Raw genomic sequence first — 18824 nt, forward strand, 5'->3', positions numbered from 1 at the left:
CGGGCGGGGCGCTCCACAGCAGGTCAGAGGGTTTCCCCCTCCCCTGCCTTCGGTAGGCCGTGTGGGACTCGAACCCACAACCAATGGATTAAAAGTCCACTGCTCTGCCAATTGAGCTAACGGCCCGTGGACAAGCACACCCGAGCAGCATAGCCCGAGAGGGCCCGGGAACCGATCGGGTATCCGACACCGGCCGTGCCTCGGGCGTGGCGGAGGCTCGATCCGCGGGGTGCCGGTACGGGACAGGGCCCGTACCGGCACCGGAGTGCTCGTACGGGCCCTGGCTCAGGGGATCAGGCGATGTCAGCCGTTGCGCTTCCAGCGCGGCTTGTCGTCGCGGCGGCCGAAGGAGCCGCCGGTCGAGCCGGTGCTGCCGCGGTGGTCGTCACGACGGCCGTACGGACGGTCGCCGCCCGAGCGGAAGCCGCCGGCGGGGCGGTCGTCGCGACGGTCGCGGTTGAACGGACGGTCGCTGCCGCGGTGGCCGCCGCGGTCGTCGCGGTTGAAGCCACCGGACGGACGGTCGTCACGACGGAACCCGCCGGAGGGACGGTCGTCGCGGCGGAAGCCGCCGGACGGACGGTCGTTGTCACGACGCTCGAAGGAACGGCCGCCGCGGTCGTCGCGGTTGAAGCCGCCCGACGGACGGTCGTCACGACGGAACCCGCCGGAGGGACGGTCGTCGCGGCGGAAGCCGCCGGACGGACGGTCGTTGTCACGACGCTCGAAGGAACGGCCGCCGCGGTCGTCGCGGTTGAAGCCGCCCGACGGACGGTCGTTGTCACGACGCTCGAAGGAACGGCCGCCGCGGTCGTCGCGGTTGAAGCCGCCCGACGGACGGTCGTCACGACGGAAGCCGCCGGACGGACGGTCGTTGTCGCGGCGGAAGCCGCCACGGTCACCGCCGCGGAAGCCACCGCGGTCACCGCGGTCGTCACGGTTGAAGCCACCGCGGTCGCCGCGGTCACGGCGCTCGAAGTTGCCCCGCTCGTCGCGGAAGGTCGAACGCTCCTCGCGGCGCTCCTCGGCCTTCGCGGCGCGCTCGGCCTCGACGGCGGCGGCCGCGACCTCGGCCTCGGCGGCCTCGGTCACCTCGGCGACGGCGGCCTCCGGGTCCTCGCCGCGCTCGCGGGCGGCGCGGGCGACCAGGCGGTCGGCCTCCTCGCGGAGCTCGACGGCACGGCGCTGGAGGCGCTCCAGCTGCTTGGTCAGGTCGGCGACCTCGCGCTCGGCCTGCTTGGCCGAGTTGTTCGCGGAGTCGGCCTGGACCTCGGTCAGCGAACGGGCGCCGGTGATCTCGGCGACCTCCGGGTCGAAGGCGCCGGCGCCGCCGACGATGTGGCGCGAGGCGTCGACGCCCGCGTCCTCCATCAGGCGGAAGATCTGGCGGCGCTGGTGCGGCAGGGCCAGGGAGACCACGACGCCGGAGCGGCCGGCGCGGGCGGTGCGGCCCGAGCGGTGCAGGTAGTCCTTGTGGTCGCCGGCCGGGTCCACGTTCAGGACCAGGTCGATGCCGTCGACGTGGATGCCGCGGGCGGCGACGTCGGTCGCGACGAGCGCGTTGACGTAGCCCTCCTTGAAGTCGGCCAGGGTGCGCGTGCGGGCGCCCTGGGTCATGCCGCCGTGCAGGGCGTCGGCCTTCACACCGGCCTCGCGCAGCTGCTCGGCGATGCGGTCCGCGCCCAGCTGGGTGCGGACGAAGATGATCGTGCGGCCCTTGCGGGCGGCGATGGCGGCGGTGACCGGGGCCTTGTCCTTCGGCTTCACGACGAGGACGTGGTGGGTCATGGTGGTGACGGCGCCGGCCGACGGGTCGACCTCGTGCGTGACCGGGTTCACCAGGTAGCGCTTGACGAGGGTGTCGATCTCGTTCTCCAGGGTGGCGGAGAAGAGGAGGCGCTGACCGCCCTCGGGGACCTGGTCGAGCAGCTCGGTGACCTCGGGCAGGAAGCCCAGGTCGGCCATCTGGTCGGCCTCGTCGAGGACGGCGACCTGGACGGCCTCCAGGGAGCAGGCGCCGCGGTTGATGATGTCGCGCAGGCGGCCCGGGGTGGCGACGAGGATGTCGACGCCGCGCTCGAGGGCGTAGATCTGGTTGCCCATGGACGTACCGCCGCAGACGACCTTCATCTTGAGGCCGAGCACGTCGCCGTAGGGCTGGAGGGCGTCCGCGACCTGCATCGCGAGCTCACGGGTCGGGGTGAGGATGACGCCGCGGGGCTTCTTCTTCTCGGTGCGGCCGTCCGCCAGGGTGGCGAGCAGCGGCAGACCGAAGGAGAGGGTCTTGCCGGAGCCGGTGCGGCCGCGGCCGAGGATGTCCTTGCCGGCCAGGGCGTCCGGGATGGTCGCCGCCTGGATCGGGAAGGGGGTGGTGACGCCGTTCTGCGCGAGCTTGCGCACGATGCCCTCGGGCAGACCGAGGTCGCCGAAGGTGAGGGTGGGCTCGGCGGGCTCCTCGACGGAGGCCTCGGCGCCGGTGTCGTCGCCCTCGAACTCGTCGAGCTCGGTGGCCTCGACGATCGCGACGGTCTCGGTGGCCTCTACGGCCTCGACGATCTCGTCGTTCTCGGGCATGACGGCGTGGTCAGAACTGAAAATGGACATGCGAAATGCGAAACCTTCCGGAGTCTCGGCACGCGCCCGTCAACTCCGTGATTTCGCAAATCGACCGCCTCAATGCGGTCAGCCACGGCTAGGGAGAGTACGCGCCACACGGCGCTCTTCTGTGTCGGCGCCGGGCAATGGGATCAAACGATCTACCACCATACGCACCCTCCCCCACCTGTGGCAAATCGGACTACGTCACACCGGTCCGACCTGCGGGGATGCCGTCGGCTCCGAGGGCGCTCCCGGCCCGTCCGCCGCTCGCATCGCGCCCAGCTGGGTGTCGGGGCCGGAGGACGGCGGATCGGTGGGGTTGGAGGTCGGCTCCGGGGTCGGCTCGGGCGTCGGGTCGGAGGTCGGCTCGGGCGTCGGCTCGGGGCTCGGCGGGGGCGGCTCGGGCGTGGGCGTGGCCCCGCCGTCCTGCCCCCCGGCGCCTCCGCCGTTCCCCCCGTCGCCGCCCCCGTCGCCGCCGTTCCCCCCGCCCCCGCCGGGGCCGCCGCCCGTGGCCTCGTGGCCGCCGCCGGCCGGCTGCGGCTTCGACGGTCCTCCGGGTCCGCCGGGGCCCTCCACCGGCAGTACCGCGCCCGGCGAGGGCTTCGCCGTGCCCGACGGCGAGCCGCTCGGGACCGGGGACTCCCTGCCCGCGCCGGCCGGGGCCGGTCCGCCCTTCTCCGGTCCGCCGTTCCAGGCCCCGCCGCCCCCGCCCCGGGCACCGCCGCCACCGTCGGTCTCGGCCGTCGCGCCGTGCTTCCCCCCGGACGCGCCGGGCGTCGGCTTCGCCCCCTCGTCACTCACACTCATACAGCCGCTCAGACCGGCACAGGCCGCGACGGCCAGCGCGGTGGCGGCCCATCTCACCGGGGTGGGCAAATGGCGCACGGGGGGCACCTCCAGGACACAACGGGCAGGAACGGAACGCGTCGCCCTGCCCAACTCCCCGGGCACCACAAGGGACACGGCCCCCGCGGGCCCGCCCAGTCCGGCCGGAGCCGCCCGATCGGGCCGGGCCCACGGCGTCCGATCCGGTCCGCGCCCGCCGGATCCGCCCGATCGCCCCGCGGTCCGCGCCCGCCCCGCTCAGCCGTAGCCGAGCGCGTGCAGCCGGGCGTCGTCGATGCCGAAGTGGTGGGCGATCTCGTGCACGACGGTGATCTCGGTCTCCTCGACCACGTCCTCGCGCGACTCGCACATCCGCAGCGTCGGCCCCCGGTAGATCGTGATCCGGTCGGGCAGCACCCCGGCGTACCACTCGCCGCGCTCGGTCAGCGGCGTCCCCTCGTAGAGCCCGAGCAGCTCGGGGTCGTCCGGGGCGGGCTCGTCCTCCACGAACACGGCGACGTTGTCCATGAGCCGTGTCAGCTCCGGCGGAATCCGGTCCAGGGCCTCGGCGACGAGCTCCTCGAACTCCTCGCGCGTCATCTCCAGCACGGGCCCATTCTCCCCCTCCCGGAAACCGTTTTGGCGATAGCGGCCGGCATCCCATATGCTTCTCACGTCCCCGACGCACTGAGAAGTGCGCAGGTGAGCCTCTAGCCCTCATCGTCTAGTGGCCCAGGACGCCGCCCTTTCAAGGCGGTAGCACGGGTTCGAATCCCGTTGGGGGCACGCATCACCGTGTGCGATACTAGTGATCACGCACAAGCAAGGCTCTGTGGAGCAGTTGGTTAGCTCGCCACCCTGTCAAGGTGGAGGTCGCGGGTTCAAGTCCCGTCAGAGTCGCTGAAGCTGGAAACGGCTTCGTGGCTGGGTAGCTCAGTTGGTACGAGCGATCGCCTGAAAAGCGATAGGTCGCCGGTTCGACCCCGGCCCCAGCCACAGAGGGAAGGCCCCGTTCGAAAGAACGGGGCCTTCTTCGTGTCCGCCGGAAGGCGGGGGTACGGGGGAAGGGGCCGCGCCCCTCCCCCCGTACCGCTCAGGCCTCCTCGCGCCGCCCCGCCCTGCGGCCCCGCACCGCGAACACCGCCGCCACCGCGACCACGACCACGACGAGCAGCGCCCAGTCCGGCACCGAACGGCCCAGCGAGGCGACCCGCTCCTCCACGGCGAAGGACTCGTCCACCGGGAGCAGGCCCGGCAGCCCGGTCGTCCCGTCGAAGACCAGGAAGAGGGCCCCGAGGGCGACGAAGAAGAGGCCCGAGAGCAGCGAGGTGGAGTGGGCCTCGAAGCGGCCGACACGGAGCGGCCGGCCGCGCAGCCAGCGCCGCCGCCCCAGCTCGTACCGGTCCCAGAACAGCGCCAGGACGAACAGCGGGACGGCCATGCCGAGCGCGTACACGGCCAGGAGCAGCCCGCCGTACGCCGGGCTGCCGCTCAGCGCCGCCACCGTCAGGACGCTGCCCAGGATCGGGCCCGCGCAGAAGCCCGCGAGGCCGTAGACCAAGCCGAGGGCGTAGACGGAGAGCGCCGAGACGGGCCGGATCCGGCCGCTCGCCCCGGTGATCCGGCGAGAGGTGAAGCCGAGGCCGAGGGCCTGGAGGACGCCGAGGCCGATGATCAGCCAGCCGCCGACGGTGACGAGCAGCTCCCGGTGGCCGTAGAAGAACCGGCCGGCGAGGGAGCCGGCCGCGCCGAGCGGGACGAGGGTGGTCGCCAGGCCCGCGTAGAGGATGCCGGTCCTGGCCACGAGCTTCGCGCGCGTGTCGATCGAGTACGCGAAGAAGGCGGGCAGGAGCAGGGCGCTGCACGGGCTGAGCAGGGCGAGGAGGCCGCCGAGGAAGGCGGCGAAGTAGCCGATGCCGGAGGTCACCGGTCGGCCTTCTTCGGGGCGGTCTCCTTCGGGGCGGCCTTCCGGGAGGCGGCCTTCGCCGCCGCCTCGATCGCCTCCGTGAAGGTCTCCAGGGGCTGGGCGCCCGCGATCGGCCGGCCGTTGATCAGGAACGACGGGGTGGAGGAGGCGCCGAGTTCGTACCCCTGCTCCTGGTCCTTCCGCACGGCCTCCCGGGCCGCCGCGCCGTCGCCGTCCCTGGCGAACCGGGCGAGGTCGGGCACGCCGGCCTCCGTCGCGAGGGCGGTCAGCCGCTCCTTGCCGAAGCCCTTCTCCTTGGCGCCCTCGGCGTAGGCGGCCCGGTGGAACTCCCAGAACCGGCCCTGCCGCCCGGCCGCCCAGGAGGCGCGGGCGGCGGCCTCCGACTCCTCGCCGAAGATCGGGAAGTTCCGCCACTCGATGCGCAGGGTGCCGTTCTCGACGTACTTCTTCACCAGGGCGGGCTCGGTGTCGCGGGCGAACTTCCCGCAGTAGCCGCACTTGAAGTCGGCGTACTCGACGAGCACGACGGGCGCGTCGACGCGGCCGAGGGCGAGCTCGTCGGAGGCGTCGCGGCGGGCGTAGGCCTCCAGTTCCGCGTAGACGCCGGCGGAGGGGTCGGCGGAGACCTCGGCGACGGACGAGGAGCCGGAGGCACCGGGGGACGAGGGCTTGGTGGCGGTGTACGAGACGGCGCCGGCGAGCACGGCGGCGGCCGCGACCCCGGTGACGATCATGATCGGCTTGGACTTGGACATGGGGAAGCGCTCCTGGAGGAGGAAGAGGGAGGGGGCGGCTGGGGACGGCCGCCCGCCTACACCCTCAGCACCGACAGCTCCACGGGGGTCGGCACGCGCGCGGGCGGCTCCCGGCCCGGCTGCGCGGCCGGGCCGACCGCGTCCGGCCGCCGGACCCCGGGCGCCGCCCGGTCGGCGGCCAGGGCCGGCAGCAGCTCGGGGAAACCGTGCGCACGCGGCGGTACGCCGGGGTTCGCGGCCCCCTCGTCGACGGCACGGCCCGGGTCGCAGCCGGGCACGGCGGCACCGAGGACGACCGGGGCGGGGCCGTGAGCCGGGGCCGGGCCGGAGACCGGGGCCGGGCCCGGGGCCGCACCCTCCGGAGCGGAGGCGCCGTACGTCAGAAAGGAGAGCACCAGGCCCAGGAGCGCGGCGAACGCCGCCGCCGCGCGGGGGGTGCGGGACATGCGAAACCTCTCCGGTCCGGGCCAGATGCCCGAAATACTACGCACGGCCCCCCGGCCCACCTCGTAAATGGGTTCGCCGCTTCTCGTCCGCAGGTGCGATCCTGGATCCCGTATGTCTACTTCCTTCGCCGCCCTCCAGTCCGTCCTGGCCGAGGTCTCGCTGCGGGACTCCCACCGGCTCGGCCGCCGTCTCGAAGGCGCCCGCCGCATCCGCAAGCCCGAGGCCCGCGCGGCCGTCCTGGACGAGATCGCCGCCGAGGCGGCCAAGGCCAAGGAGCGCGTCGACGGGCGCGCCGCCCGCGTGCCCGCGGTCACGTATCCCGAACAGCTGCCCGTCTCGCAGAAGAAGGACGAGATCCTGGAGGCGATACGCGACCACCAGGTCGTGATCGTCGCCGGTGAGACGGGCTCCGGAAAGACCACCCAGATCCCGAAGATCTGTCTGGAGCTGGGCCGGGGCGTCCGGGGCATGATCGGGCACACCCAGCCCCGCCGGATCGCCGCCCGCACGGTCGCCGAGCGCGTCGCCGAGGAGCTGAGGACCCCGCTGGGCGAGGCCGTCGGCTGGAAGGTCCGCTTCACCGACCAGGTGAACCCCGACGCGACCTTCGTGAAGCTGATGACGGACGGCATCCTGCTCGCCGAGATCCAGACGGACCGCGAGCTGCGCGCGTACGACACGATCATCATCGACGAGGCCCACGAGCGGTCCCTCAACATCGACTTCCTGCTCGGCTACCTGGCCCAGCTGCTGCCGAAGCGCCCCGACCTCAAGGTCGTCATCACCTCGGCGACGATCGACCCCGAGCGCTTCTCCCGGCACTTCGGCGACGCCCCGATCGTCGAGGTCTCCGGCCGTACGTACCCGGTCGAGGTCCGCTACCGGCCGCTCCTGGAGGAGGACTCCGAGGAGGCCGACCGGGACCAGATCACCGCGATCTGCGACGCCGTCGACGAGCTCCGCAAGGAGGGACCGGGCGACGTCCTGGTCTTCCTCTCCGGCGAGCGGGAGATCCGCGACACGGCGGACGCGCTGCTCAAGAAGAAGCTCTTCGACACCGAGATCCTGCCCCTGTACGCGCGCCTGTCGCACGCCGAGCAGCACCGGGTCTTCCAGGCGCACTCCGGCCGCCGGATCGTCCTCGCGACCAACGTCGCCGAGACCTCCCTGACGGTCCCCGGCATCAAGTACGTGATCGACCCGGGCACCGCCCGCATCTCCCGCTACTCGCACCGGACCAAGGTGCAGCGGCTGCCGATCGAGCCGATCAGCCAGGCCAGCGCCAACCAGCGCAAGGGGCGCTGCGGCCGTACGTCGGACGGCATCTGCATCCGGCTGTACTCCGAGGACGACTTCCTCACCCGCCCCGAGTTCACGGACGCGGAGATCCTCCGTACCAACCTGGCCTCCGTCATCCTCCAGATGACCGCGGCCGGCCTCGGCGACATCGAGAAGTTCCCCTTCATCGACCCGCCGGACCACCGGAACATCCGGGACGGCGTGCAGCTCCTCCAGGAGCTCGGGGCGATCGACCCGGCCGAGAAGGACCCGAAGAAGAGGCTCACCCCGCAGGGCCGGAAGCTGTCCCAGCTGCCGGTGGACCCGCGGCTGGCCCGGATGGTCCTGGAGGCCGACAAGAACGGCTGCGTCCGCGAGGTCATGGTGATCGCGGCGGCGCTGTCCATCCAGGACCCGCGCGAGCGGCCGGCGGAGAAGCAGGCGCAGGCCGACCAGCTGCACGCCCGCTTCAAGGACGAGACGAGCGACTTCCTCGCCTTCCTCAACCTGTGGCGGTACGTCCGCGAGCAGCAGAAGGAGCGCGGTTCCAGCTCCTTCCGCCGGATGTGCAAGCAGGAGTACCTGAACTTCCTGCGCATCCGCGAGTGGCAGGACATCTACGCCCAGCTGCGGACGGTCGCCAAGCAGATGGGCATCCACCTCAACGAGGAGGACGCGCCGGAGCAGTCCGTGCACGTCTCCCTGCTCTCCGGCCTGCTCTCCCACATCGGCCTGAAGGACGTGAAGGAGTCCAAGGACGGCGGCCGGGACCCGAAGCGCGAGGGCGGCGGCCGGAACGAGTACCTGGGCGCCCGCAACGCCAAGTTCGCGATCTTCCCCGGCTCCGCGCTCTTCAAGAAGCCCCCGCGCTTCGTGATGTCCGCCGAGCTGGTGGAGACCTCGCGGCTCTGGGCCCGGGTCAACGCCCGGATCGAGCCCGAGTGGATCGAGCCGCTCGCGCAGCACCTGGTGAGGAAGACGTACAGCGAGCCGCACTGGGAGAAGGACCAGGCGGCCGTGATGGCCTTCGAGAAGGTGACGCTGTACGGCGTCCCGATCGTCGCCGACCGCAAGGTGAACTACGGGCGGATCGACCCGGAGGTCTCCCGCGACCTGTTCATCCGGAACGCGCTCGTCGAGGGCGACTGGCGCACGCACCACAAGTTCTTCGCGGACAACCGCAAGCTGCTCACCGAGGTCGAGGAGCTGGAGCACCGGGCCCGGCGCCGGGACATCCTCGTCGACGACGAGACGCTCTTCGACTTCTACGACAAGCGCGTCCCCGAACACGTCGTGTCCGGTGCCCACTTCGACTCCTGGTGGAAGCACAAGCACCGCGAGGAGCCGGAGTTCCTCGACTTCGAGCGCGAGATGCTCATCAACGAGAAGGCGGGGGCGGTCACCAAGGACGACTACCCGGACTCGTGGCGGCAGGGCGCGCTGAAGTTCCGGGTGACGTACCAGTTCGAGCCGGGCGCGGACGCGGACGGCGTGACCGTCCACGTGCCGCTCCAGGTGCTCAACCAGGTCACCGACGAGGGCTTCGAGTGGCAGATCCCGGGGCTGCGCGCGGAGGTCGTCACGGAGCTGATCCGCTCCCTGCCGAAGCCGATCCGCCGCCACTACGTCCCGGCGCCGAACTTCGCGGCCCGCTTCCTCGACTCCGTGGTCCCCGTGCAGGAGCCGCTGACGGGCGCGCTCGCCCGGGAGCTCCAGCGGATGGTCGGCGTCCCGGTGACGGCCGAGGACTTCGACTGGGCGAAGGTCCCCGAGCACCTCAAGGTGACCTTCCGGATCGTCGACGAGCGGCGCCGGAAGCTGGCGGAGGACAAGGACCTGGAGGCGCTGCGGCTGAAGCTGCGGCCCAAGGCCCGTCAGGCGCTCTCCAAGGCCGCCCAGGCGGCCACGGCGGGCCCGGACGGCTCCGGCCCCTCCCTGGAGCGCTCGGGGCTGAAGGACTGGACGATCGGGACGCTCACGAAGGTCTTCGAGACCAAGCGGGGCGGTCAGCCGGTCAAGGCGTACCCCGCGCTGGTCGACGAGGGCGACTCCGTGGCCGTGCGGCTCTTCGACTCGGAGGCCGAGCAGGCGCGGGCCATGTGGCAGGGCACCCGGAAGCTGATCATGCTGAACATCCCGGTGAACCCGGCGAAGTTCGCCTCGGAGAAGCTGACCAACCAGCAGAAGCTGGCCCTGTCGTCGAACCCGCACGGCTCGATCCAGGCGCTCTTCGACGACTGCGCCACCGCCGCCGCCGACAAGCTGATCGCGGACCACGGCGGTCCGGCCTGGGACGAGGAGTCCTTCCGGAAGCTGTACGACAGGGTCCGCGCGGACCTCGTCGACACGACGGTGCGGACGGTGGGCCAGGTCCAGCAGATCCTGGCGGCCTGGCAGGCGTGCGAACGCCGGCTGAAGGCCACGAACAGCCTGGCGCTGATCAACAACCTGACCGACGTGCGCGCGCAGCTCGCCTGGCTGATGCCGGCCGGTTTCGTCACCCGTACGGGGCTGAAGCGGCTGCCGGACCTGATGCGCTACCTGGTGGCGGTGGACCGGCGGCTCCAGCAGATGCCGACGGGCGTCCAGCGGGACACCACCCGCATGGAGAAGGTCCAGGAGATGCAGGACGAGTACGCCTGGCTCCTGGAGCAGCTTCCGAAGGGGCGTCCGGTGCCGACCGAGGTCACCGACATCCGCTGGATGATCGAGGAGCTGCGGGTGAGCTACTTCGCCCACGCGCTGGGGACGGCGTACCCGATCTCGGACAAGCGGATCGTGAAGGCGATCGACGCGGCGGCGCCGTAGGGCCCGGGGGTCCGTGGGCCCGTGGGGTCCGTGGGCCCGTGGGGTCCGTGGGCCCGTGGGGTCCGTGGGCCCGTAGCCGGGCCCTCGCCGTCGGTGAGTTCGACCGGACCCCCTGACCTGCTGTACAGTCTGTCTCGCAGCCAAGGTCCTGTGGAGCAGTTGGTTAGCTCGCCACCCTGTCAAGGTGGAGGTCGCGGGTTCAAGTCCCGTCAGGATCGCCTCTACGAAGGCCCGCATCGTGAGATGCGGGCCTTCGTTGTGCTCCCGTGTCTTGACGGGGTCGCGCGCCCGCCGGTACCCCGGACATCAGGGAACCGGGGGCCCACACCGGAGGTGGTCGCGCATGGCCGCGGCGTCCGCAGCACGGCACGACACCCGCGCGCTGCTGCGCGCCCATCTGGCGGCCGCGTCGCGGTACGGGCACCTCACCCGCCAGTGCCCGGTCTGCCATCGCCTCCTGCGGCTCGCCATGGAGACCCCGGAGCCGGAGGAGCCGGAGGAGCCGGCGGACGCGGCCGAGGACGAAAGTCCCACCGACCCATGACCGACGGCGGGTTGGGGACGTTCCGCGAAGTGGGAGGCTGTTCCTTGGCAAGACTTCCCCGGTGTGACGGGAGTCACTGAAAGAGTTTCAGAAACCTCCGTACTTACACCCTCCCTACACCGCCCCGATTTAATATGTGCAATTGCACCACCCTGGAGGGTCCCGACCCGGAGGGCGTGTGGCGCCGGACACAAAAAGATCGCGCTGGACCCGGCGGAGTCCAGCGCGATCGTTGACGGAGACCTGTTGGGGCAGGAGCCCGTCGGCAGTACCAGGGGTGGGCGACCGGATTGGGGGATCCGGAAAGGCCCGGTGTTACGGGGTGTTGCGGGGTGCTGCAGGGTTCTGCGCGACCTCAGGCCTCGCTGCGCTGCTGCGGAATGCCCGCCAGCAGGGCGCGAACCTCGGCCTCGCGGTACCGGCGGTGCCCACCCAGGGTGCGGATGGACGTGAGCTTGCCCGCCTTCGCCCAACGGGTAACCGTCTTCGGGTCCACGCGGAACATCGTGGCAACCTCGGCGGGGGTCAGCAGCGGCTCGGCATCAGGGGTGCGAGCGGTCATGAGCGGCCTCCTCGGGAGAACCGAACCTATCTCGGTTCTTTCCTCTAAATTCTGCACCTTGACCCGCCATGCCCGAAATGGCAGAAGCGGGTCGAGTCGGTTATAGGACGAACGGCTTGTCCTCGGCACTACAACTACACCATCCGTCCAGCCGCGTCGGCCAAACCGATGGAATTGCCCTCGCAGGTGTTCATCAGCGGCGGAAGTCGACTGACCATGCCATAACGGACAGTCACGCCACTGTGACGATCAGTCACAGAGCGATCAGGAGTCCTCAGACCCCCCATAGAGTGCAATGCTGAGCGTTCCGCCCGAACTTGGGCGGAAGGAACCCTCCCCGGACTCCTTGTCCTATTTTGGCACGAGGGTGGGTGATGGGCGCAAGGGTGCGTTACGTGCTGTCCGTCACGCTTGAACCAAAGGCCCGGATCGGGACCAACGTCCCCGCGCCGGCGGTGCGAAAGCCCCGGCCGACCGGGCGGACGTCGATCCGGCCACCGGAACCGGCCACCGCCTCGAAGATCATTTACACCCGCCGGACATGTCTTGTCGATACCGACCTGACGAACTTGTCCGACTGGTGTCAGTTCGCGAAACGCAGGTCCCTGACGGCCCGCCAGCGCTCCGCGAGGCGTCCGTACACCTCGTTCGCCGCCTCGCCGTCCCCGTCCCGCAACGCGGCGATCCCCTCCGCCAACTGGGCCGCCGACCGGTCCTCCGCCAGCCACCGGGCCGGCAGCGCGTGCACCAGACCGCCGAAGTCCAGCTCCACGAGCGCCCGCGGATGGAACTCCTCCAGCCAGCGCCCCACTTCGACCAGCCCCTGCGTCATCGGACCGTCGTCGACGGACTCCCGCAGCGCCTTGAGCGCCCGCGCGAGCCGCCGCCGCGCCTGGGCCATCGTCGTCCGGTAACGCAGCACCGGCGCCCGGCCCGTCACCGCGCTTCCGGGGTCTCCCGGCTCGTACTCCCGCTCCTCGTCCCCGAAGAGCGCGAACCAGCGCAGCGGCACCTGCCAGACCCCCGTACGGATCCACGGCCGCGCGTCCGGGTTCCGGCTCAGCCAGCGCTCGTAGTCGCTCGCCACCTGGGCGCGCACCACCGGCGGCAGCATCGCGTCGAGCACCGCCGCCGGGTACGGGCCCGCCGCCAGCTCCTCCATCGCCAGCCAGCCGCGCAGCCGGGTCCGCCAGGGGCAGATCACCACCACCCCGTCCAGGTGCGCGACGAAGGCCTCCCCGCTCTCGTGCACCGGCACCGGCACGGGCGGCGTCGGCAGCAGGTCCGCGAGCGAGCGGCGCAGCTCCTCCTGCGCCCCCGGGACGCCCGGCCGGCGCGCGTAGCGCGCCCAGTGGGACCGCTCCGGCTCGGGGAACGCGGCCAGCGGCTCGTACACCCGCAGATAGGACGCGTAGGGAACGGGGACCGTGGGGGCGACCGACATGTCGCAAATCCTTCCACGGAGGTACCCCCGGAGGGGGTGATCCTCAGCACTGCGCCCGATCTACGCACAGGTAGGACTTACCCTCTTGCCGAACTGGTCCTCCCCCACCCACAGGGAGGGCCGCCACCGCCGCTTCGTACTTGGGAGTCACCACCGTGACCGATGTGACCGGCGTTCCTGGCGACGTACTGAACACCCTGTTCCACTCGGAGCAGGGTGGCCACGAGCAGGTCGTCCTCTGTCAGGACCGCGCCACCGGCCTCAAGGCCGTCATCGCCCTCCACTCCACCGCCCTGGGCCCCGCCCTCGGCGGCACCCGTTTCTACCCGTACGCCACCGAGGCCGAGGCGATCGCCGACGCGCTCAACCTGTCGCGCGGCATGTCGTACAAGAACGCCATGGCCGGGCTCGACCTGGGCGGCGGCAAGGCCGTCATCATCGGCGACCCCGAGCAGATCAAGACCGAGGAGCTCCTCCTCGCCTACGGCCGCTTCGTCGCCTCCCTCAACGGCCGCTACGTCACGGCCTGCGACGTCGGCACCTACGTCGCCGACATGGACGTCGTCGCCCGCACCAACCGGTGGACCACCGGCCGCTCCCCCGAGAACGGCGGCGCCGGCGACTCCTCCGTCCTCACCGCCTTCGGCGTCTTCCAGGGCATGCGCGCCGCCGCGCAGACCCTCTGGGGCGACCCGACCCTGCGCGGCCGCAAGGTCGGCGTCGCCGGCGTCGGCAAGGTCGGCCACTACCTGGTCGAGCACCTCCTGGAGGACGGCGCCGAGGTCGTGATCACCGACGTGCGCGAGGAGTCGGTGCGCCGGATCACCGACAAGCACCCGCAGGTCGCCGTGGTCGCCGACACGAACGCGCTGATCCGCGTCGAGGGCCTCGACGTCTACGCGCCCTGCGCGCTGGGCGGCGCCCTGAACGAGGAGACCGTGCCGTTCATGACCGCGAGCATCGTCTGCGGCGCGGCCAACAACCAGCTCGCCCACGCGGGCATCGAGAAGGACCTGGAGGCGCGCGGGATCCTCTACGCGCCCGACTACGTGGTCAACGCCGGCGGCGTGATCCAGGTCGCCGACGAGCTGAACGGCTTCGACTTCGACCGCTGCAAGGCGAAGGCGACGAAGATCTTCGACACCACCCTGGAGATCTTCGCACGTGCGAAGGCGGACGGCATTCCGCCGGCCGCGGCGGCCGACCGGATCGCCGAGCAGCGGATGGCGGACGCCCGCCGCCGCTGATCCGCGCGGCAGGACGGCACGGAGGGCCGGCCCGCCCCCGGGGAGACTTCGCTCACGCCTCCCGGCGGGTCGGTACTCCAGAAGAGGTTAAAATCGCGATTGACCAGCGAGGAAAGGGCACCTCGAAGGTTCTGTACCGGGGTATGTGATGCGCGCGGCGTACCGTAGACCCACGGAAACAGGTACCGTTGAAGCCCTACGGACCGGTCTCTCTGCCGAGAGTCCGTTCCGAACCATGAACGCGTGTCAAGACTCTGGGGCCGACGAGCCCCGTCACCGAGGGGGTCGAGCCATGGGGCGCGGCCGGGCAAAGGCCAAGCAGACCAAGGTCGCCCGCCAGCTGAAGTACAGCAGCGGCGGGACAGACCTGACGCGTCTGGCCAATGAGCTGGGCGCTTCGACTTCGAGCCAGCCGCCGAATGGCGAGCCGTTCGAGGACGACGACGAGGAAGACGACCCGTACGCCCAGTACGCGGATCTCTACAACACGGACGACGAGGACGAGGACGACCAGTCCGGTCCGAGCACGTCCCCGCGTCGCGCTTGACCTTCTGAATCACCGAAACCCGGACCGGGGTCACCCGGCCGGGTTTCTGTGCTGTCCGCACGCCGATCCCGGTCGCCGGGACACGCGAACGGGGCGCCCCCTCAGGAGCGCCCCGCCGTACAGCCGCGCACTGCTTCGCGGCGTCCTCAGCCCGCGTACGTGCCCACCAGCTCCGCGCCGGTCGCGTGCGCCCCGCGCTCGGTGATCTCGCCCGCGACCCAGGCCTCGACCCCGCGGTCCTCCAGGGTCGCCAGGGCCACGTCCACGGACTCGGCCGGCACGACGGCCATCATGCCGACGCCCATGTTGAGGGTCTTCTCCAGCTCCAGGCGCTCCACCTGACCGGCCTTGCCGACCAGGTCGAAGATCGCGCCCGGCGTCCAGGTCGAGCGGTCGACCGTGGCGTGCAGCCCGTCCGGGATCACCCGCGCCAGGTTGGCGGCGAGGCCGCCGCCCGTGATGTGGCTGAAGGCGTGGACGTCCGTGGTCCGGGTGAGGGCCAGGCAGTCCAGCGAGTAGATCTTCGTGGGCTCCAGGAGCTCCTCGCCGAGCGTCCGGCCGAGCTCCTCGACCCGCTGGTCGAGGGTCATGCCGGCGCGGTCGAAGACCACGTGCCGGACGAGCGAGTACCCGTTGGAGTGAAGGCCCGAGGACGCCATGGCGATGACCGCGTCCCCCGTACGGATGCGGTCCGCGCCGAGCAGCCGGTCGTGCTCCACGACACCCGTGCCCGCGCCGGCGACGTCGAAGTCGTCCGGGCCGAGGAGGCCCGGGTGCTCCGCCGTCTCGCCGCCGACCAGGGCGCAGCCGGCCAGGACACAGCCCTCGGCGATGCCCTTCACGATGGCGGCGACCCGCTCCGGGTGGACCTTGCCCACGCAGATGTAGTCGGTCATGAAGAGCGGCTCGGCGCCGCAGACGACGATGTCGTCCATGACCATCGCGACCAGGTCGTGGCCGATCGTGTCGTACACGCCCATCTGGCGGGCGATGTCGACCTTCGTGCCCACGCCGTCGGTCGCCGAGGCGAGCAGCGGACGCTCGTAGCGCTTGAGGGCGGAGGCGTCGAAGAGGCCGGCGAAGCCGCCGAGGCCACCGAGGACCTCGGGGCGCTGCGTCTTCTTCACCCACTCCTTCATGAGCTCGACGGCGCGGTCGCCCGCTTCGATGTCGACGCCCGCGGACGCGTAGCTGGCGCCGCCTGCGGCACTGTCGGTCTGAGACATGGGTTCAGAGCTTTCGTGTCGTACTGCGGGTGTGCAGCGGGGTCTTACGGGCGACGGAGGGCGTCGGAGGCCGCGGTGGCGGCCGGGCCGGCGGCCAGCTCGGTCTCCAGGAGCTGCTTGCCGAGCAGCTCGGGGTCCGGCAGCTCCATCGGGTACTCGCCGTCGAAGCAGGCACGGCAGAGGTTCGGCTTCTGGATCGTGGTCGCCTCGATCATCCCCTCCAGGGAGATGTACGAGAGCGAGTCCGCGCCCAGCGACTTGCCGATCTCCTCGACCGACATCCCGTTGGCGATCAGCTCCGCGCGGGTCGCGAAGTCGATGCCGAAGAAACAGGGCCACTTGACCGGCGGCGAGGAGATCCGGATGTGGACCTCGGCCGCACCGGCCTCGCGGAGCATCCGGACCAGGGCGCGCTGGGTGTTGCCGCGGACGATCGAGTCGTCGACGACCACGAGCTTCTTCCCCTTGATGACTTCCTTGAGGGGGTTCAGCTTCAGCCGGATGCCCAGCTGGCGGATGGTCTGGGAGGGCTGGATGAAGGTGCGCCCGACGTAGGCGTTCTTCACCAGGCCGGCGCCGAAGGGGATGCCCGAGGCCTCGGCGTAGCCGATGGCGGCCGGGGTGCCGGACTCCGGCGTCGCTATCACCAGGTCGGCCTCGACCGGCGCCTCCTTCGCGAGGCGGCGGCCCATCTCCACGCGGGAGAGGTACACGTTCCGCCCGGCGATGTCGGTGTCGGGGCGGGCCAGGTACACGTACTCGAAGACACAGCCCTTGGGCTTCGCTTCCGCGAATCGCGAGGTACGGATGCCGTTCTCGTCGATCGCGATCAGCTCGCCCGGCTCGACCTCGCGGACGAAGGTCGCGCCGCAGATGTCGAGGGCGGCGGACTCGGAGGCGACCACCCAGCCGCGCTCCAGACGGCCGAGGACCAGCGGGCGGATGCCCTGCGGGTCACGGGCCGCGTAGAGCGTGTGCTCGTTCATGAAGACGAGGGAGAAGGCGCCCCGGACGTCGGGGAGGACCTTCGCGGCCGCCTGCTCGATGGTGAGCGGCGTGCCGTCTTCGTCCACCTGGCCCGCGAGGAGCGCGGTGACCAGGTCGGTGTCGTTGGTGGCGGCGACCTGGGTCGCGCGGCCTTCCTTCTTGGGCAGGTCGGCGACCATCTCGGCGAGCTGCGCCGTGTTCACCAGGTTGCCGTTGTGGCCGAGCGCGATCGAGCCGTGGGCGGTCGCCCGGAACGTCGGCTGCGCGTTCTCCCACACGGAGGCCCCGGTGGTCGAGTAGCGGGCGTGACCGACCGCGATATGACCTTGGAGGGAACCGAGAGAAGTCTCGTCGAAGACCTGGGAGACGAGTCCCATGTCCTTGAAGACGAGGATCTGGGAGCCATTGCTGACCGCGATTCCCGCGGATTCCTGACCCCGATGCTGGAGGGCGTAGAGCCCGAAGTACGTGAGCTTTGCGACCTCTTCACCCGGAGCCCAGACACCGAAGACGCCACAAGCGTCCTGGGGGCCTTTCTCACCGGGGAGCAGATCGTGATTGAGTCGACCGTCTCCGCGTGGCACGTTTCCGAGTGTAGACGGGCTCGACCACTGGTCCGAATTGAGGAAATGCGGGGGTGGCCGGACTCGTGCGATCGCACCAAATGATCGAAACCGGCTTGGAGGGGCCCACGAAGCAGGCGGGGTAAGGGATTCCGGCCCCCGGGCCCCGGCGAGCGGACGCTCGTACCAGGCCCGGGGTGGTGCCGCGATGTGACGGACGCCGCAGTCGGCGTCCGGTCAGCGGGCGCTCGCGGTCGCCGTGAGGCCCTCGCCGGAGGCGTCGGTGAGGGTCAGCGTTCGGTGGTTCAGCCGATAGGAGAGCGGGCCGTCGAGGAGCTCGTACAGCCTCGTCTCCAGCTTCATCTGCGGGCTCGTGCACATCATCCGGGTCGTCGCCGCCGGCCCCTCGACGGTGAGCGTCCGGGCCTCCTCGTCGACGCGGGCGGTCGCGGAGAAGTCGTTGCAGCCGAGATTTCCGGTGAGCTTGCCGTCGGCACCGAGGACGAGGCGCGCCTTGGCCCCGCTGCCGGCGGGGAGCGACGACGCCGTGTCCCCCGAAACCAGCCCGTCGACCTTCCACGGGGTGCCCCGCAGCGGCACCCCGTCCTCGGCCGTCAGCTCCACGCCGTTCCGCCCGTCGGCCGAGGCGAGCCGGAGACCGTCACCCTTCATCGTCCCCTTCAGCGGGCCCGAGAAGGCCTTGAGCAGCTCCTTCTCGAAGCGCTGCCGGTCGGCGGGACAGCCGATCCCGGTCACCCCGCCCGGGGAGACCGTGAGGGTGTCGCCCCGGACCACCACACCGGCGTCGAAGGTGTTGCAGCCGCTGTTCCCGTGGGCTCGGCCGTCCTTCCCGAAGTCGACGCGCGTGCCGTCGGGCGCCACCGACCTGCGGCCGTCGAGCGTGACGGCCCCGACCGTCCAGTGCGTGCCCGCGACCGGCAGATCGGGCTCTCCCGCGCCCGCGCCGCTCCCCGTCCCTCCTTCCGCACCGCAGGCGGTGAGCAGGAGCAGCGGGACCAGGACGACGAGTGCGCGTGGCTTCGACATGCCGATGGGACGGAACGGG

The 18824-nt window shown here is 71.3% G+C and carries 15 protein-coding genes and 5 tRNA genes; 8 read left to right on the forward strand and 12 right to left on the reverse strand.

Going from position 1 to position 18824, the window contains the following annotated elements; genetic code table 11:
* Positions 1-53: 53 nt before the first annotated feature.
* The 4 genes from IE180_RS03380 to IE180_RS03395 all read right to left on the reverse strand — a co-directional run bounded on the left by IE180_RS03380 (position 54) and on the right by IE180_RS03395 (position 4032).
* A tRNA-Lys gene (locus IE180_RS03380) sits at positions 54-126 on the reverse strand.
* Positions 127-303: 177 nt separating this feature from the next.
* Positions 304-2604 (reverse strand): DEAD/DEAH box helicase, encoded by a 2301-nt coding sequence (locus IE180_RS03385; RefSeq protein WP_190155250.1) that lies wholly within the window; start codon positions 2602-2604, stop codon positions 304-306.
* Positions 2605-2802: 198 nt separating this feature from the next.
* Entirely contained in the window at positions 2803-3405 is a 603-nt protein-coding gene (locus tag IE180_RS03390) for a hypothetical protein (RefSeq protein WP_190155251.1), read from the reverse strand.
* 276 nt (positions 3406-3681) lie between these two features.
* Positions 3682-4032, reverse strand: a complete 351-nt coding sequence (locus IE180_RS03395) for a metallopeptidase family protein (RefSeq protein ID WP_190155252.1) — start codon at positions 4030-4032, stop codon at positions 3682-3684.
* Positions 4033-4136: 104 nt separating this feature from the next.
* On the opposite strand from IE180_RS03395, the gene IE180_RS03400 reads away from it, so the two are divergent.
* From IE180_RS03400 to IE180_RS03410, 3 genes are all read left to right on the forward strand, one after another.
* Positions 4137-4209 (forward strand) — tRNA-Glu (locus tag IE180_RS03400).
* A 40-nt stretch (positions 4210-4249) separates the two neighbouring features.
* Positions 4250-4323: transfer RNA gene (locus tag IE180_RS03405), tRNA-Asp, on the forward strand.
* A 22-nt stretch (positions 4324-4345) separates the two neighbouring features.
* Positions 4346-4419: transfer RNA gene (locus IE180_RS03410), tRNA-Phe, on the forward strand.
* A gap of 97 nt (positions 4420-4516) precedes the next feature.
* Here IE180_RS03410 and IE180_RS03415 read toward each other — a convergent pair.
* From IE180_RS03415 to IE180_RS03425, 3 genes are read right to left on the reverse strand one after another with little or no spacing between them, the layout of a single operon-like run.
* The gene (locus IE180_RS03415; protein ID WP_190155253.1) at positions 4517-5350 is read right to left on the reverse strand and encodes a cytochrome c biogenesis CcdA family protein; all 834 of its coding nucleotides are present in this window, start codon (positions 5348-5350) and stop codon (positions 4517-4519) included.
* Positions 5347-6105, reverse strand: a complete 759-nt coding sequence (locus tag IE180_RS03420; protein ID WP_190155254.1) for a DsbA family protein — start codon at positions 6103-6105, stop codon at positions 5347-5349. Before IE180_RS03420 ends, IE180_RS03415 begins: the two co-directional genes overlap by 4 nt.
* A 56-nt stretch (positions 6106-6161) precedes the next feature.
* Complete coding sequence (locus tag IE180_RS03425; protein ID WP_190155255.1) at positions 6162-6551, reverse strand: hypothetical protein; 390 nt, start codon at positions 6549-6551, stop codon at positions 6162-6164.
* Positions 6552-6663: 112 nt separating this feature from the next.
* Between IE180_RS03425 and hrpA the strand changes: the two genes are divergently transcribed.
* From hrpA to IE180_RS03440, 3 genes are all read left to right on the forward strand, one after another.
* On the forward strand, positions 6664-10638 hold the full coding sequence (gene hrpA / locus IE180_RS03430) for an ATP-dependent RNA helicase HrpA (RefSeq protein WP_190155256.1): 3975 nt from the start codon (positions 6664-6666) through the stop codon (positions 10636-10638).
* Positions 10639-10782: 144 nt separating this feature from the next.
* Positions 10783-10856: transfer RNA gene (locus IE180_RS03435), tRNA-Asp, on the forward strand.
* Positions 10857-10981: 125 nt separating this feature from the next.
* Positions 10982-11182 carry a DUF6274 family protein gene (locus IE180_RS03440; RefSeq protein WP_190155257.1) on the forward strand — a complete coding sequence of 67 codons (201 nt, stop codon included), beginning with the start codon at positions 10982-10984 and terminating at the stop codon, positions 11180-11182.
* A 355-nt stretch (positions 11183-11537) separates the two neighbouring features.
* Here IE180_RS03440 and bldC read toward each other — a convergent pair whose 3' ends face one another.
* Complete coding sequence (bldC, locus tag IE180_RS03445) at positions 11538-11744, reverse strand: developmental transcriptional regulator BldC (protein ID WP_003949541.1); 207 nt, start codon at positions 11742-11744, stop codon at positions 11538-11540.
* Positions 11745-12327: 583 nt separating this feature from the next.
* Positions 12328-13188, reverse strand: a complete 861-nt coding sequence (locus tag IE180_RS03450; protein WP_190155258.1) for a DUF8083 family protein — start codon at positions 13186-13188, stop codon at positions 12328-12330.
* Positions 13189-13343: 155 nt separating this feature from the next.
* Here IE180_RS03450 and IE180_RS03455 point away from each other — a divergent pair, with 155 nt between their 5' ends.
* Together IE180_RS03455 and IE180_RS03460 are read left to right on the forward strand one after the other, a co-directional pair.
* A complete protein-coding gene (locus IE180_RS03455) occupies positions 13344-14435 on the forward strand; it encodes a Leu/Phe/Val dehydrogenase (RefSeq protein ID WP_190155259.1) in 1092 nt (363 codons plus the stop codon).
* A 292-nt stretch (positions 14436-14727) separates the two neighbouring features.
* Positions 14728-14982, forward strand: a complete 255-nt coding sequence (locus IE180_RS03460; protein ID WP_123453851.1) for a DUF3073 domain-containing protein — start codon at positions 14728-14730, stop codon at positions 14980-14982.
* A gap of 146 nt (positions 14983-15128) precedes the next feature.
* On the opposite strand, the gene purM is transcribed toward IE180_RS03460, so the two are convergent.
* The 3 genes from purM to IE180_RS03475 form a co-directional block, all read right to left on the reverse strand.
* A complete protein-coding gene (purM, locus tag IE180_RS03465; RefSeq protein ID WP_190155260.1) occupies positions 15129-16208 on the reverse strand; it encodes a phosphoribosylformylglycinamidine cyclo-ligase in 1080 nt (359 codons plus the stop codon).
* Between the two features lie 44 nt (positions 16209-16252).
* The gene (gene purF / locus IE180_RS03470) at positions 16253-17779 is read right to left on the reverse strand and encodes an amidophosphoribosyltransferase (protein WP_190155261.1); all 1527 of its coding nucleotides are present in this window, start codon (positions 17777-17779) and stop codon (positions 16253-16255) included.
* Between the two features lie 216 nt (positions 17780-17995).
* Positions 17996-18805, reverse strand: coding sequence for an META domain-containing protein (locus IE180_RS03475; protein WP_190155262.1), 810 nt, complete (start codon positions 18803-18805; stop codon positions 17996-17998).
* Positions 18806-18824: the final 19 nt, after the last annotated feature.

This window comes from Streptomyces litmocidini, assembly GCF_014649755.1.
GTDB lineage: Bacteria > Actinomycetota > Actinomycetes > Streptomycetales > Streptomycetaceae > Streptomyces > Streptomyces litmocidini.